Consider the following 14,802-nt stretch of genomic DNA (forward strand, 5'->3'; position numbering starts at 1 on the left):
CTCACGCTGCGGGTTCGTATGGGATCTTGATATCGACAGGCGAGGTCAGCCATGCCGGCAGCGGCAGCGACTTCGATGTCAGGAAATCAGGATTGAAGAGCTTCGACTGGTAGCGGTTGCCGTAGTCGCACAGAATGGTCACGACCGTGTGGCCCGGGCCGAGGTCCTTGGCGAGACGCACCGCGCCCGCGATGTTGATCGCCGACGAGCCGCCGAGGCAAAGCCCCTCATGCTCGACGAGGTCGAAGACATAGGGCAGGGCTTCCGCATCCGAGATGTTGTAGGCGAAGTCAGGCGTGAAGCCTTCGAGATTGGCGGTGATGCGGCCTTGGCCGATACCCTCTGTGATCGAGGAACCCGCGGACTTCAGCTCGCCGTTCTTGTAGAATTCATAGAGCGCCGCGCCATCCGGATCGGCGATGCCGATCTTGATGTCCTTGTTGAAGCCCTTCAGCCCCATCGCGGTACCGGCGAGCGTACCGCCCGAGCCGACGGAGCAAATGAAGCCGTCGACCTTGCCTGACGTATCCGCCCAGATTTCCTTTGCCGTCGTCTCGACATGCGCCTGCCGGTTGGCGACGTTGTCGAACTGGTTGGCCCAGATCGCGCCATTCGGCTCGGTCTTTGCGAGCTGCTCGGCAAGACGTCCGGAAACCTTCACGTAATTGTTGGGGTTCTTGTAGGGGACGGCAGGCACTTCGACGAGTTCGGCGCCAAGCAGCTTCAGCGCGTCCTTCTTTTCCTGGCTCTGCGTCTCGGGAATGACGATCACCGTGCGGTAGCCGAGCGCCTTGGCGACCAACGTCAGGCCTATGCCGGTGTTGCCGGCGGTCCCTTCGACGATCACGCCGCCCGGCCGCAGCAGGCCCTTCTTCTCGGCGTCGCGAATGATGTAGAGCGCCGCGCGATCCTTGACCGACTGTCCCGGGTTGAGGAATTCCGCCTTGCCGAGAATGGTGCAACCGGTCGCCTCCGACGCTCCCTTGAGCTTGATCAGGGGAGTGTTGCCAATGGCTTCTAGGACGGAGGGATGAACGGTCATGGAATCTGCCTCTTTGAAACACTTAGTTTAGGAACGGTCTTTTCCCTTCACAAGGCTGGGTTGGCAAGAAATCCTATTCCTCGCCTCCAACCAACACGGTAAAATTAGACTTCCCGTCCCAGATTGGCTCGCCACGTGCTGATCCGGGTCGCTATGTGATCCGGAGATTGACATTCATCGTATGGATGATGACAAAGCAATCACTGAAAGCGGAAACGACCGAAACCATCATGGTTCACGAGCATATCGACACGGTCGATGCATTGATGGCGTATTATGTTGCGGGCTCCCTTCCGGAGCCGGCGCGCGTTCTTGTCGAATCGCATCTGGAAATGAAGCCGGATCGTCGGATGCTGGTGCAGGACCTTGAGTTTCTGGCCGGCCAGGAGCTTGAGCAGACCTCCGAAGCAAGTCTCGATGACCGCGATGCCAGATTGGCGCGGATCTTCGCATCCGCCGCGCCGGTCGAGCCCAAGCCATTCATCGCGACTGACAAACCAAGCATCTTCCCGCGCGCCCTGCGCCGCCTTGTCGGCTTCGATGTCGATACGGTGCCGTGGAAGACCAAGCTCCCCGGCTTCAAGGAATATTCGGTCGATATCGACGGCTGCGAAGTCAGCGTCATGTGGATCAAGCCGGGCCGCGCCATGCCGGCTCATACCCACAAGGGCATGGAGCTGACGCTCATCCTCGACGGCGCCTTCAACGACAATCGCGGCCGCTTTGGCCCCGGCGACATCTCCGTTGCCGACGAGACGATCGATCACCGCCCGGTGGCCGAAAAAGATCGTCCCTGCATTGCATTTTCCGTTCTTGATGCCCCCATCAAACTGACCGGGTCCTTCCGCCAGCTGATTGGCGACCTGATCGGCTGAAAGCAGCCACAATAGCGTGATAGAGCCATTATCCCGGAAGGTTGAGAGGAACTTCCGGGCGCGTTTCGACGTTCTTCGATACAACCTAAGGAGTCGCGCCATGAACGATTTTGTAGCCCGCCCCGAACATGGAATTGCCTGGATATCAGGCGCAAGCTCCGGCATCGGCCGGGCATTGGCGCTGAAATTGGCAAGCGAAGGCTACAAGGTCGCCGTGACCGCCCGCGACCACGAAAAGCTCGCCGAACTGCAATCGGAAGCGAATGGTTTGCCCGGCAGCATCATCGTGCTGGATGGCGACGTCACCAATCCCGAAGACATGGAGCATGTGCTCGCATCGATCGAATACGAGCACGGCGCGCTGGCGCTCGCTGTCTTCAATGCCGGCGTCTATCTCCCTGTTCATGCCGAGGAGCTGCGCCGCGAGGATTTCGAGCAGAGCTTTGCCGTCAATCTGCAGGGCGTGGTCAATTGCCTCGTGCCGGCTGTGCGTCACATGAAGCACAAGGGGCAGGGGCAGATCGCCATCGTCTCTTCGGTCACAGGTTACGGCGGCCTGCCCACGGGTGCGGCCTATGGCGCCACCAAGGCTGCCCTGATCAATATGGCCGAGAGCCTGAAATTCGATCTCGACAAGATGGGCATCCGCATCCAGCTCATCAATCCGGGCTTCGTCGACACGCCGGCCACCCGCAAGAACGAATTCCCGATGCCGTCGCTGGTCCCGGTCGACGAGGCCGCCGCCGAGATCTATGCGGGCCTGAAGTCGAAGAATTTCGAGATCACCTTCCCCAAGCGCTTCACCTACACGCTGAAGGCTCTCAACCTATTGCCCTACAGCCTGTACTTCTGGCTGGTGAACCGCGCCACCGGCTGGCAGGAGCGCCCACGGGCCGACGGTCGCCGCCCGGTGACGCCAAGCCCGGCGGAATAGCTCAGGCGCTCACGCGTCATCAGGCCGACAAGCGATCAGGATGTTTATGAGGAGATAGACGAGGCGGGTGGCGACCGGGACAGGAGGTCGACTGTCTGGTCCCGCCACCCGCTCTCGTCAGCTCCGCGAAAAGACGACCTGGCGGACGTCTATGTTTCGGGCGCGGAAACCTGCTTCACAATAAAATAAATAGAACTCCCAGAGCCGCTTGAAGCGCTCGTCGAAGCCCAGTGGGCGAACTCGTTCCCAAACGGACCAAAAACGCTCTCGCCATTCGGCCAGAGTACGTGCGTAGTCTAACCCAAAACCGAAGTCCCGCACCAGTGACAAATTCACTTTTCGCCCAAGTTCGGCCAAATGCTCGCGGGTCGGTAGCATGCCGCCAGGAAAAACGTACTTCTGGATGAAGTCTGGATTGCTCCGGTACTGTTCGAAGGACTCGGGCCGAATCGTTATGATCTGCAGGCCCGCCTTGCCGCCGGGCTTCAGGCACTGCTCGAGCTTGGAGAAATAGGCCGGCCAGTATTTCTCGCCGACAGCCTCGAACATCTCGATCGAAACGATCTTGTCGTAGACGCCGGTTTCGTCGCGATAGTCCTGAAAGCGGAAGTCGACCTTGTCGCTGAGCCCTGCCTTGCGGATGCGCTCCTCGGCGAAGGCCAGCTGCTCGCGACTGATCGTCAGGCCCGTGACCCGACAATTCAGCTCGCTGGCGGCAAATTCGGCAAAACCGCCCCATCCGCAGCCGATCTCCAGCACATGGTCACCCGGCTTGATCCCGGTTGCCTCGGCCAGAGCCCGATACTTGGCGTTCTGAGCCGACTGCAGGTCGTTGGCGCCGGTGGAGTAAAGCGCCGACGAATAGGTCATCGTCGGATCGAGCCACTGCTTGTAGAAGTCGTTGCCGAGATCGTAATGCGCCGAGATGTTCCGCTTCGAACCCTTTCGGGTATTCGTATTCATCCAGTGGCGGATACGCTCGACAAGACGGGGCAGGCCGCGCTTGCCGTTGGCATAATCCTGGATCGCTTCGTCGTTGACGATGAACAGCTCGAGGAAGGCCGCGATATCAGGGCTGTCCCAATCGCCGTCCATGTAGCTCTCGGCCACGCCGATCGTGCCGTTGGAAAGCGCCCGGTAGCAGATGTTCCAGTTCTTAAGATGGATCTCGGCGTGCTGGCCGGGCGTGCTGCCGGTCACCCGCACCACGCGGCCATCGGGAAAGGCGATCGTCAGCGAGCCATGCTCCATGCGAAACAATGCCCTCAGCGCCAGCTTGGCGCGCAGCGGCAGTCCCTTCGAAACCTGTCCGATATTCTGCTGCGTCAGCTGGATCGCGTTGCATTGAGAATCGGTCAAGTCGCTAGCATCACTCATGGTTTTCTCCTCCGGCAAGTTTTAGCCGGTTCAGGACGACGATGCGCTGAAAATCTCCGCCCCCCGGCGATTGCTTTGAACGCTATCGTAAAAATTGGAAAAGCCAAACAATTTTCCAATCCTGTGTTGCGCACAATCGACGCATATATCGAAGCACGCTTATCTTATTCCGCTGCCTCCGCCGTCTCGCGCGGCGCGACCACGCTGACAGGGGCGGGTGGTGCAGGCTTTGCGATGTATTTCGCGCCCTTCAGCCACAATTTCAGCGCCTCCCAATGAATGCCGCCGACGATCTTGATTGGCAGAAACGGAACGGCGGCCGTCAGCCACGCCAGGTTCCTCGTCGTGAGCCCCACCTGTCGTCCGGAAAAGGTCGCCGCAAGCAGCGGGCCATCGGCATCGGTTTCGAGAATACGCCAGCGGATCTCCTTGCCCGGCGGCAGCATGCGGAAATTGTAGCGCATGCCCATCTCGATGAAGGGCGAGACGTGAAAGATCTTGTCGCAGCTCTGCCGAATGCCGGTGTCGCTCATCTCGCCGGGGCCAAGAGGGCAGACGTATGTGTGCCGTTCGCCGAACGTGTTGCGAACCTCGTAGATCATCGCGATCAGCTGATCATGCTTGTCATAGGCATGGTAGACCGAAAGCGGATTGAAGACGTAGCCGAGGATGCGGGGGTAGCAGACCAGCACGACGCGCTGGGCACGCAAGCCCGCCCGCGCCAGCAGTTCGTCGGCATGCGCGCGGACACCCATCTTGCCGCCATGGTCGCTCTCATGAAACGACACGGCGTTGCGCTTGTTGACCGAAAACAGCGCGGACAGCCGATCCGCCTCATCCAGCCGGTCGAGATCGATCGCCATCGAGAATACGCGGTAGCGAAAGCGGTGGCCGAAGGGCTTCATGCGCTGGTGCATGACGTCGCCGACATAGAGCGCGGCGGCGGCCTCGGGCGGTGGCCCGTTGTCGCGCATGCTCACGCCTCGTCCTTCGCGTTCCTGCGTCATGCGACGGCGTCCAGCTCCGGTTCGATATCATCAGTCTTGAGCGTGCTCCACGGCAGCGCCGCGCCGAGCGCTTTGGCGGCAGCAAGGCCCGAGGTCAGCCCATCCTCATGGAAACCATAGCCCGTCCAGGCGCCAGCGAAGTAGCAGCCATTGCGCCCCTGTATATCCGTAAGCGCGCGCTGCGCCTGGACGCTGTCGGCTGAGAACTGTGGATGCTCGTAACTGAACTCGGCGAAGACCTTGCGCGGGTCGGGCTCGCGGTCGGGGTTGAGCGTCACGAACAACGGGAAGCGATCGTCGATCGCCTGAAGCTTGTTCATCCAGTAGGTGACGGCGACATCGGCGTTACCGTTAGCCGAGCTGGAACGAAGATAATTCCAGGACGCCCAGACCTTCCGGCGCTGCGGCATCAGCATCGGATCGCGGTGGAGCACCACCCTGTTCGGCTGATAGGGAACGGCCGCCAGCAGCCGCTTTTCCTGCTCGGTCGCATCAACGAGCATGCGCCGCGTCTGATCGCTGTGCGCGGCAAGGATCACCTTGTCGAAGTGGCGCTGCTCACCGCGTTCATCGACGATGGTGACGCCGCTCTCTGTCCGGATCACGGCGCGCACGCCGAGCCCGAGCTTCAACCGGTCGCCCAGAGGCTCAAGCAGCTTGTCGAGATAGTTACGGCTGCCGCCGGTCACCGTGCGCCACTGGTGCTGCCTGGAATAGATCAGGCGGTGATTGTCGAAGAAGTTGACGAAGTGCTCGGCCGGAAACTGCATCATCTTCGCGGCCGGCGTCGACCAGATCGCCGCTGCCATCGGCACCAGATAATTGTTGGTGAACCCCGGCGAAAAACCGCGCCAATCGAGATAGTCGCCGATCGATCGCGCGGCGAGGTGGCCGGCGGCGCGGTCGATGAGGCAGGTCTTGTTGAAGCGCAGGATCTCGCGGATCATCAAGAGGAAGGACGGGCGCACAAGATTGCGTTTCTGCGCGAAGATCGAAGACAGGCCGCTGCCGCTCCATTCGAGCTTGCCATGGTCGAGCGAGAGCGAAAAGCTCATGTCGCTGGCATGTGTGGCAACGCCGAGCCGCGCAAACAGCGCGGTCAGGTTCGGATAGTTCGGCTCGTTGTAGACGATGAAGCCGGTATCGACGGGAATGCGAGTTCCGTCGTAATCGACGTCCACGGTGGCGGTGTGGCCGCCGGCACGCGTTTCCTTCTCGTAGAGCGTGACGTCATGCAGCGGATTGAGCGCCCATGCCGCTGATGCCCCGGAGACGCCGGAGCCGATGACCGCGATCTTCAAGCGACTGTGCGGGTGGTGAAAATGGGCGTTCATGCTGCGTCCTTTACGGCGTTGTAGGCTTTCAACGCCCGGTCGCGGGCGGTCGCGTGGTCAACGATCGGCTTGGGATAGGTTTCGCCAAGCTTGATATCTGCCTTGTCGAGCACGCTTTGCGGTGCTGCGAAGGGCTTGTGGATGTATTTGGTATCGAGCACGGCAAGCTCGGGAACGAACTCGCGGACATAAGCGCCATCGCGATCGAACTTCTCGCCCTGCAGCACCGGATTGAAGATGCGGAAGAAAGGGGCGGCATCAGCACCGCAGCCCGCCACCCATTGCCAGCTCGCCGCATTGCTTGCCGGGTCGGCATCGACAAGCGTGTCGCGGAACCAGGCTTCGCCGCGCTGCCAGTCGATCATCAGGTCCTTGATCAGGAACGAGGCGACGATCATCCGCACCCGGTTATGCATGAAGCCGTGCTTCCAGAGCTGGCGCATGCCGGCGTCGACGATTGGGTAGCCGGTCATGCCCTTGGTCCATGCGCGGAAATGGGCGGTGCTGTTGCTCCATTCGAACCCGTCGAAACGGTCGTTCCAGTTGGCGTAGGGCAGCTTCGGGAAGTGAAACAGCAGATGGTAGGAGAATTCGCGCCAGGCGAGCTCCTTGCGGAAATGAACGAGATCGTCAGCCGGCACATCCAGTCCACGCGTCTCCTCCCAAATGCGGGCAGGCGAGATCACGCCCAGCGCCAGATAGGGGGACATCATCGAGGTCGATTGCTTGGCCGGAAAATCACGGTCGGCCTTGTAGCCCTCGAGGCTCTGATCGAGAAAATCGGCAAGCCGCTCGCGCGCCGCCTCTTCGCCGGCAGTCCAGACCTCGGCGAAATCCTTGGCCCAGTCCGGCTTGGTCGGCAGGAGCTTCCAGGATTTCAGCGCCTCGCTTGCGGGAAGCTCCGTCGCGAATTTGATCTTCTTCGGCGCATCGACGGGGTGAGACGGCTCGCCTGCACCCTCAAGCGCCCGCCAGAACGGCGTATAGACGCGGTAGGGCGTCCCGCCGCCTGTCTTCAGCCGCGACGGCTCATGCAGCAACTGGCCGGCGAAGCTCTGCGCATCGAGGCCCTGCTGCTCGAGCTCCCGCTTGATGCGCGTATCGATGGCGATGCCCGGCGGATCGTAGCGGCGGTTCCACATGACGGTGTCCGCACCCGTCTTCTTGATCAGGTCGACGAGCACATCGAGCGCATCGCCGCTCACAAGATTGAGCGAGCCGCCAAGCGCTTCGATCGATGCGGTGAGCGACATCAGCGAATGATGCAGCCACCACTCTTGCGCGCCGCCCAGAGGCCCGGTGCCGGAGGAGGAGGGCTCGCGGATATAGAGAGGAATGATCGGGCGTCCGGTGCGGCAGGCAGCATGCAGCGCATGATTGTCGTCGAGGCGAAGATCCTTGCGAAACCAGAGGATAAGCGGCTTTGCGGCATCGTCGGACAATGAATGTGATCCCCTTGTTCCTGTGTTGCTTCTGTTACGAAGCTACGGGGAGTGTGGATCAAAAGTTTCAGCCTGCATAAAGATTTAACACGGCACATCGGTAAATTATCCGACAGCATCGGTGGTTGCGCGCGTCGCGGGTCGCCTGGCGGGTTGATCGTCGCCCTCAGGCGAGATCGGCATGCCGATTTTTTCCCTCGTTCGCGCATGCAGGGATGCTCATTCCTTTAATCCACTAAAAAGATAGAGAATACTGCTCTCATCAGATGGCGGCCGGAGAATGCGGTCGCACAGGAGAGACGACGATGAGTATCATCAGGCATTTCGATCGCCTTTGCACCATCCGCGACCAGCTGGAAGCGAGGCTAGAGCTGCACGAGGCACGATACTGCTTTGGTAGTGAGGACATCGAGGATGGAACGGGCGCTGATCTGCGCGAGCGCATCATGCAGATGACGGACGAAATCTCTGCGCTCATGCACAGCCCGCGCTATTCCGATTTCTAGGAGAGGGCGATGACAGCGACACTGATCATTCCCGGGCTCAACGGCTCCGACCAGGGCCACTGGCAGCGATACTGGCTCCGCGACCACCCCGACAGCGTTCTGGTGGAGCAGGATGACTGGGACGATCCCTTGGTCGATCGCTGGGCCGACCGGCTCGAAGAGGCGCTCATCGAGCACGGCGAGGCCTATATTGTCGCCCATAGTCTCGGCTGCCTGCTGACGGCGAAGTTCGCCGACCGGCCATCGGCGCGCCGCATCAAGGGCGCGCTCCTTGTCGCCCCTTGCGATCTGCGCCCCACGGAACGGCGACACCCGGATGCCGCTATCCGTTTCGGGCCGATGCCCACAAGGGCGCTGCCGTTCCCCAGCATCACCGTCGGCAGCCTGAACGACCATTACATGGAGCTCGACCGCCTGACGCTCTACGCGCGTCTGTGGAAGACCGAGCTCAGGAACATCGGCCTTGCGGGCCACATCAATATCGCCAGCGGCTTCGGTCGCTGGACTGGCGGCTATGCGCTATTCGACAATCTCAGGGAGAAGGCGAAGGCGCCGCGGCGATACGTACCGGAACACGCGTCGCACACCTCGCTTGGCTGATCGCCATTGCCGTTCGATGTAATCGTCGGCGCCCATATCCCCCGAACGGTGAAGAGCCGAGCCTGTCGTAATGCTGTAATGTGGTCTTCATCGATAGCATGTGACGGATGGGAGGCCGGATATGTGGTATGAAGTTGCCTTGGCCATGACACTCGTGGCGTTTACGCTCAGCAGTTGCCAGACGGTGGTGACAAATACGCCGACGCAGATGTCGACGGCGAAAATGAACTGCGATCCCGCCACCAACCGCTGCCAGACCCCCGAATTCGGCATCAAGCAGAAGGCCCGCAAGGGCCAGAGGGTGTCATGGACGATGCAGCCGGCCGAGGGCTGGCGTCTGACGGGCAATCCCAAGACCACCTTCGCCGGCAAGGGCGTCTATGACGTGACCGTCACCGCATGGGACCCCAACTCGCTGACCTGCCAGTGGCACGCCGAGGGTGATTCCAAGCTCTTCGCCAGCGACGGCTGGGTCGCCGGATATTGCTACGCCGACGCCGAACTGATCCCGCCGCCGGCGCCGGTCAAGGTGCGTTCGACCAAGAAGAAGAGATAACGTCTTTGAGCTGACGGCTGTCGGCGGTCACGATCACGTGTTTTAGCGGGGCCGAACGGAAAGCGGCCCCGATGCCATTGACAAGCACGACTGTCCGGGCGGAAACGGTTGCAGCAACAACCCCCAGAGGCGCGCTGTCGGCAGCGGGCCGGACAGTCTTCTCATGGATGCATCAGCACTTCACCAGGATAGCGTTCTGCGCCATCCCGGCTATCTCAATTTCGCGGCTTCCCGCGTCTTTTCCTCTCTCTCCTTTCAGTGCGTCGCCATCGCCATGGGCTGGATGATCTACGATCAGACCCATAGCGCCTTTGCGTTGGCCATGGTTGGACTCTGCCAGTTCCTGCCGATGGTGGTTCTGACCTTCGTGGTCGGCCACGTCGCCGATCGTTTCGACCGAAGGCGCATCGGCCTGATCTGCCAACTGATCCTCGCCACCGTGTCGGCCGCACTTGCCGTCGCCACCTGGCAGAACTGGCTGACGCCGGCGGGCATCCTGACGGCGGTGACGATCATGGGCGCGACCGTCGCCTTCGAGCGTCCGACGATGGCAGCACTTCTCCCCAGCATCATGCCGCCCTCGCTGCTCCAGCGCGCGGTGGCGACCTCGACCTCGATGATGCAGACGGCGCTGATCGTCGGCCCGTCGCTGGGTGGCCTGCTTTATGGCGTCGATGCCGTCGCCCCCTTCGCCGTGGCCGCCGTCCTGTTTGCCGTTGCAAGCGTCAACGTCATCTCGATCCGCATGGAATGGACGCCGAGCAAACGCGAACCGGTCACGCTCGCCTCGGTCTTCGCCGGCGTTTCTTTCATCAAGAGCAAGCCCGTGATGCTCGGCACGATCTCGCTCGACCTGTTTGCCGTTCTGCTGGGCGGCGCCACGGCACTGCTGCCGATGTTCGCCAGCGATATCCTGCATGCCGGCCCTTGGGGACTGGGCATGCTGCGCGCGGCCCCGGCCGTCGGCGCGCTCACTATGTCGATCGTTCTGGCAAGACGCTCGCTGACCAGCAAGGTCGGGGCGAAGATGCTCGCGGCGGTCGCCGTGTTCGGCGTCGCGACGATCATCTTTGCCGTATCGACGAATATCGCGCTGTCCATCATCGCGCTGCTGGTGGTGGGGGCTGCCGATACGGTCAGCGTCGTGGTGCGCAGCTCGCTGGTTCAGCTCCTGACCCCGGATTCGATGCGCGGACGTGTGAACGCCGTCAACTCGCTCTTCATCGGCACTTCGAACCAGCTTGGCGAATTTGAATCGGGCATGCTGGCCGGCATGATGGGTCCCGTCGCCGCCGGCGTTATCGGCGGGGTTGGAACCATCGTCGTGGTGCTTCTGTGGACGCGGCTGTTCCCGGATCTTCGCAAGGTCGACACGCTGCAAGGGTAGGGTGCCAAACCGCGACAAGCATTCGCCAATCGTGACCCAAGAAATTTACGTGGCGTTTGGCGGATGCGCGCTAGCTTAATAGCAGAGACAGTTTCGAGGAGAGGTGCATATGAAGCGAATTTCAAACGTCGTGGCCGCGATCGCGCTGATCGGCCTTTCGGCGCTCACCGCAGGGTGTGCGGGCTACCCGACCTCCGCGGGGTCGGCATCCGGCTATGTGCCTGGCGATTCCATGAACCGCGCCTGCTCCGATGGCTTCAGGCCGAACGAAGGACGCTCCTGCGGCTATTGATATCGCCGCTTCGTCTTTATCCCCGTGGCTCGATCGCCCACGGGGATGAAACAATCGCACCGCCGCCGAGAGAACCTCGGTGCTAAACCTATCGCTTTGATTTCGGAAAAGAAAAAGGCCTGCATTTTTCAACGCAGACCTTTTAGAAACTGGCTCCCCGGGCCGGATTCGAACCGGCGACCTGTCGATTAACAGTCGAATGCTCTACCGCTGAGCTACCAGGGATCACCGCTCGCCGCGGTGTGAGTGGGCTAATACAAATGCTTGCTCGATTTGCCAAGCGGTTTTTTCAAAAAAATGACATCTCCTTGCAATCATTCAGGTTATCCCCACATGCTGTGGATGACCGAGACCCCGAAAAACACCGCCAAACGCTTTGGCATCGATCACACCACCGGCCACATCGTCATGGGGCCGACCCGCATTCCGCTGCCGAAGTCGCGCATAGCAAGGCTTTTGATCGGCGGACTGCTGATTTTTGGCGGATGTCTGGGCTTTCTTCCGATTCTCGGCTTCTGGATGATTCCCCTCGGCGTGCTGGTGCTGTCGCACGACCTGCATGTCGCGCGGCGAATGAGACGACGATTTTCGGTTTGGTGGCACAGGAGGCGGAATTCCGCCTCCTGATATCAATCGCTCAGGCGAAGAGACCGGCGATCCAGTAGAAGGCTGCCGCAATCAATGCGGCGGCCGGCAGCGTCACTACCCAGGCGACGACGATATTGCCTGCAAGTCCCCAGCGCACGGCAGACACCCGCCGCGCCGCGCCGACGCCGATGATCGCGCCGGTGATGGTGTGTGTGGTCGAGACGGGGATGCCGAGCCAAGTGGCGCCGAACAGCGTCAGCGCGCCGCCGGTCTCCGCGCAAAAGCCCTGCATCGGGTTCAGCCGGGTGATCTTCGATCCCATCGTATGCACGATGCGCCAGCCGCCGAACAGCGTGCCCAGCGCCATCGCCGACTGGCAGGAGAGCACCACCCACAGCGGCACATGGAAGCTGCCGCCGAGATAGCCCTGCGAATAAAGCAGGATGGCGATGATCCCCATGGTCTTCTGTGCATCATTACCGCCGTGTCCGAGCGAATAAAGCGACGCCGAGACGAACTGCATGATGCGGAAGGTGCGGTCGACCGCGAACGGCGTCTGCCGCACGAAGAGCCATGAGACGATCAGAACCAGGAACAGCGCCAGGAGGAAGCCGATCATCGGCGACATGACGATCGCGCCTGCGGTCTTCAAGAGACCGCTCCACACGATCGAGCTGAAGCCGACCTTGGCGAGCCCAGCGCCGACCAGCCCGCCGACCAGCGCATGCGACGAACTCGACGGTATGCCGAACACCCAGGTGACGATATTCCAGATAATCGCGCCCATGAGCGCCGCGAAGATCACCATGGGCGAGACGATGGCCGGATCGATGATCCCGGTCCCCAGCGTCTCGGCGACATGCAGCCCGAAGAACAGGAAGGCGATGAAATTGAAGAAGGCCGCCCAGGCAACGGCGAACTGCGGCCTCAGAACGCGCGTCGAAACGATCGTTGCGATCGAGTTCGCCGCATCATGCAGGCCGTTCAGGAAGTCGAAGAACAGCGCGACCGCGATCAGCCCGACAAGCAGCGGGAAGGCAAGGGTGGCGTCCATCAGACGTTCTCGATCACGATGCCGCTGATCTCGTTGGCGACGTCCTCGAAGCGGTCGACGACCTTTTCGAGCTCGCCGTAGATCTCGCTGCCGATGATATAGGCCATCGGGTTGGTGGCGCCGTGCTTGTGGAAAAGGTCCTTCAGCCCCTGATCGTGCAATTCGTCCGACCGTCCCTCGATCCGCGTTACCGCCTCGGCGATCGCCGTCAGGCGAGGGGCGTTGGCGTTGATTCGATCGAGCAGCGGAATGGCCTCGGCGATCATATGCGCGGCCTCGACGATCGTCTTACCCATCTCCTGCATCACGGGATCGAAACTCTTCTGCTCGAACAGGCGGATGGTCTTGACCGTCTTGTGCATCATGTCGATCGCGTCATCCATCGACTGGATGAGGTCCTTGATGTCGACCCGATCGAACGGCGTGATGAAGCTGCGGCGAACGGCGAGCAGCACATCGCGGGTGATATCGTCAGCTTCATTCTCAAGCGTGACGATGCGGGCGCAGTGCTTTTCGGTGTCGTTTCCGGAAAGCAGTTCATTCAGCGCTTCGGCCGCACCCACGACTGTTTTCGCGTGCTGCGCGAAGAGATCGAAGAACCGGTCTTCCCGTGGCATGAGTTTCCGAAACCAGCTCAGCATAGTATCCATCCATGAAAGGGTATTGTCATAAAACTGTCATAAAGCAGCGACCAGACCAAAGAAAGTGCCGGGCGGTCATTCGGGCGCGCAGGGTTAACCCTCACGAAATCGCCGTATTCGCTGACAAATTCTGAGCAAAACCAAACGATTGGAACGAGTTGCCGGAATGCGCGTTATCCCGCCATGAGACAACGAACAAAGCATCTCTGTGGATTGTGAGGTCTGAAATGAAGAAACTGGCCATTATCGCCGTGGCGTTGATGACATGTCTGGGAGGCATATCTCCAGCCAGCGCGTTCGACGTCAGGGGAAAGCAATATGACTCTATCTTGGGAGCGAACCCTGCGGACGTGAACCGCCGCAATTGGGATCGATGCGGCCCGTATCGTAATTGTAACGGCAACCGTGATCGCTATCGCTACAGCGATCGTGGTCGTGACCACTATCGCCGCGACTACAACCGCTACGACGACCGCTATTATCGCCGTCATAGCGACAACACCGGCGCTATCATCGGTGGCCTGGCCGCAGGCGCCATTATCGGCGGCGCACTCGCGGCTCAGCCTCGCTATCGTTCCGGCGGTTCGCATGTGGACTATTGCTACAGCCGCTACCGCTCCTATCGCGCCTCAGACAACACCTACCAGCCCAACTACGGCCCCCGCCGTCAATGCGTAGGCCCGTAATGGAGCTAAGTCGAAGATTGGACGACAATGATGAACCTGATCGCTAGATAGCGGTCAGGTTTTTTAGTGCTGAGCGCGCGGGTTTGGACGTGCGAGCGCGCATCGGCCGTGCACGGCTAGAGCGTCACATATGAGCACATCATTTTTCGGTGAGAATTTGGAGGCCTCGCCCGGAATTGAACCGGGGTGCAAGGATTTGCAGTCCTCTGCGTCACCACTCCGCCACGAGGCCTCACGACGCTTACTTTCGAAAGCGTGGGCGGCATTTAGAATGAATAGAAAACAAGCGCAAGGGGGTTGTTCAAAATCCTGGGGGATTTCAGGCGCCAAAGTGAGGTATGGGACATCACCCGACGAACGGCCATCCAAGAATGGGCACCAATGCCCGTTTTGACGCGGTTGGCTTCTGTCAGTTGCCGCGCTGCAAGGAAACGAGCGGCGATACGCCATTGGTCGCTACACCAGGCACACTGGCATGCAC

General features: G+C 60.8%; 16 protein-coding genes and 2 tRNA genes. 9 read left to right on the forward strand and 9 right to left on the reverse strand.

The window, feature by feature from the left end; genetic code table 11:
* Window position 1: 1 nt before the first annotated feature.
* On the reverse strand, window positions 2–1,042 hold the full coding sequence (locus AC1DOG_RS14735) for a cysteine synthase A (protein ID WP_477929001.1): 1,041 nt from the start codon (window positions 1,040–1,042) through the stop codon (window positions 2–4).
* A gap of 230 nt (window positions 1,043–1,272) precedes the next feature.
* On the opposite strand from AC1DOG_RS14735, the gene AC1DOG_RS14740 reads away from it, so the two are divergent.
* Complete coding sequence (locus AC1DOG_RS14740) at window positions 1,273–1,917, forward strand: ChrR family anti-sigma-E factor (protein WP_026283300.1); 645 nt, start codon at window positions 1,273–1,275, stop codon at window positions 1,915–1,917.
* A 100-nt stretch (window positions 1,918–2,017) separates the two neighbouring features.
* Window positions 2,018–2,851: an SDR family NAD(P)-dependent oxidoreductase gene (locus AC1DOG_RS14745; RefSeq protein WP_477929003.1), complete on the forward strand. Its 834-nt coding sequence runs from the start codon at window positions 2,018–2,020 to the stop codon at window positions 2,849–2,851.
* Between the two features lie 117 nt (window positions 2,852–2,968).
* Here the strand turns inward: AC1DOG_RS14745 and AC1DOG_RS14750 are convergent, their stop codons facing one another.
* From AC1DOG_RS14750 to AC1DOG_RS14765, 4 genes are all read right to left on the reverse strand, one after another.
* Entirely contained in the window at window positions 2,969–4,228 is a 1,260-nt protein-coding gene (locus tag AC1DOG_RS14750) for a class I SAM-dependent methyltransferase (protein ID WP_477929005.1), read from the reverse strand.
* Between the two features lie 164 nt (window positions 4,229–4,392).
* Window positions 4,393–5,235, reverse strand: a complete 843-nt coding sequence (locus AC1DOG_RS14755; RefSeq protein ID WP_477929007.1) for a DUF1365 domain-containing protein — start codon at window positions 5,233–5,235, stop codon at window positions 4,393–4,395.
* Entirely contained in the window at window positions 5,232–6,569 is a 1,338-nt protein-coding gene (locus AC1DOG_RS14760) for an NAD(P)/FAD-dependent oxidoreductase (RefSeq protein WP_477929009.1), read from the reverse strand. Before AC1DOG_RS14760 ends, AC1DOG_RS14755 begins: the two co-directional genes overlap by 4 nt.
* Window positions 6,566–8,011: a cryptochrome/photolyase family protein gene (locus AC1DOG_RS14765; RefSeq protein ID WP_477929011.1), complete on the reverse strand. Its 1,446-nt coding sequence runs from the start codon at window positions 8,009–8,011 to the stop codon at window positions 6,566–6,568. The genes AC1DOG_RS14760 and AC1DOG_RS14765 overlap by 4 nt, the downstream gene beginning before the upstream one ends.
* Before the next feature lie 305 nt (window positions 8,012–8,316).
* Here AC1DOG_RS14765 and AC1DOG_RS14770 point away from each other — a divergent pair, with 305 nt between their 5' ends.
* The 5 genes from AC1DOG_RS14770 (at window position 8,317) to AC1DOG_RS14790 (ending at window position 11,352) form a co-directional block, all read left to right on the forward strand.
* Window positions 8,317–8,517, forward strand: a complete 201-nt coding sequence (locus AC1DOG_RS14770) for a hypothetical protein (RefSeq protein WP_112941478.1) — start codon at window positions 8,317–8,319, stop codon at window positions 8,515–8,517.
* 9 nt (window positions 8,518–8,526) lie between these two features.
* Window positions 8,527–9,117 carry an alpha/beta hydrolase gene (locus AC1DOG_RS14775; RefSeq protein ID WP_289727287.1) on the forward strand — a complete coding sequence of 197 codons (591 nt, stop codon included), beginning with the start codon at window positions 8,527–8,529 and terminating at the stop codon, window positions 9,115–9,117.
* A gap of 121 nt (window positions 9,118–9,238) precedes the next feature.
* Entirely contained in the window at window positions 9,239–9,673 is a 435-nt protein-coding gene (locus AC1DOG_RS14780) for a hypothetical protein (RefSeq protein WP_112941476.1), read from the forward strand.
* A 163-nt stretch (window positions 9,674–9,836) separates the two neighbouring features.
* On the forward strand, window positions 9,837–11,060 hold the full coding sequence (locus tag AC1DOG_RS14785) for an MFS transporter (RefSeq protein ID WP_477929014.1): 1,224 nt from the start codon (window positions 9,837–9,839) through the stop codon (window positions 11,058–11,060).
* Between the two features lie 109 nt (window positions 11,061–11,169).
* The gene (locus tag AC1DOG_RS14790; protein ID WP_477929016.1) at window positions 11,170–11,352 is read left to right on the forward strand and encodes a hypothetical protein; all 183 of its coding nucleotides are present in this window, start codon (window positions 11,170–11,172) and stop codon (window positions 11,350–11,352) included.
* 150 nt (window positions 11,353–11,502) lie between these two features.
* Here AC1DOG_RS14790 and AC1DOG_RS14795 read toward each other — a convergent pair.
* Window positions 11,503–11,577 (reverse strand) — tRNA-Asn (locus AC1DOG_RS14795).
* Window positions 11,578–11,685: 108 nt separating this feature from the next.
* Here AC1DOG_RS14795 and AC1DOG_RS14800 point away from each other — a divergent pair.
* Window positions 11,686–11,979 (forward strand): hypothetical protein, encoded by a 294-nt coding sequence (locus AC1DOG_RS14800; protein ID WP_018900104.1) that lies wholly within the window; start codon window positions 11,686–11,688, stop codon window positions 11,977–11,979.
* A gap of 10 nt (window positions 11,980–11,989) precedes the next feature.
* On the opposite strand, the gene AC1DOG_RS14805 is transcribed toward AC1DOG_RS14800, so the two are convergent.
* Together AC1DOG_RS14805 and AC1DOG_RS14810 are read right to left on the reverse strand one after the other, a co-directional pair.
* Complete coding sequence (locus tag AC1DOG_RS14805) at window positions 11,990–12,994, reverse strand: inorganic phosphate transporter (protein ID WP_113237007.1); 1,005 nt, start codon at window positions 12,992–12,994, stop codon at window positions 11,990–11,992.
* Window positions 12,994–13,635 carry a DUF47 family protein gene (locus tag AC1DOG_RS14810; RefSeq protein WP_026283297.1) on the reverse strand — a complete coding sequence of 214 codons (642 nt, stop codon included), beginning with the start codon at window positions 13,633–13,635 and terminating at the stop codon, window positions 12,994–12,996. The genes AC1DOG_RS14805 and AC1DOG_RS14810 overlap by 1 nt, the downstream gene beginning before the upstream one ends.
* A 227-nt stretch (window positions 13,636–13,862) precedes the next feature.
* On the opposite strand from AC1DOG_RS14810, the gene AC1DOG_RS14815 reads away from it, so the two are divergent.
* On the forward strand, window positions 13,863–14,321 hold the full coding sequence (locus tag AC1DOG_RS14815; protein ID WP_113199554.1) for a BA14K family protein: 459 nt from the start codon (window positions 13,863–13,865) through the stop codon (window positions 14,319–14,321).
* A gap of 158 nt (window positions 14,322–14,479) precedes the next feature.
* Here the strand turns inward: AC1DOG_RS14815 and AC1DOG_RS14820 are convergent.
* Window positions 14,480–14,553, reverse strand: a tRNA-Cys gene (locus AC1DOG_RS14820).
* Window positions 14,554–14,802: the final 249 nt, after the last annotated feature.

It is taken from the genome of Rhizobium sp. 01N48, from assembly GCF_056399145.1.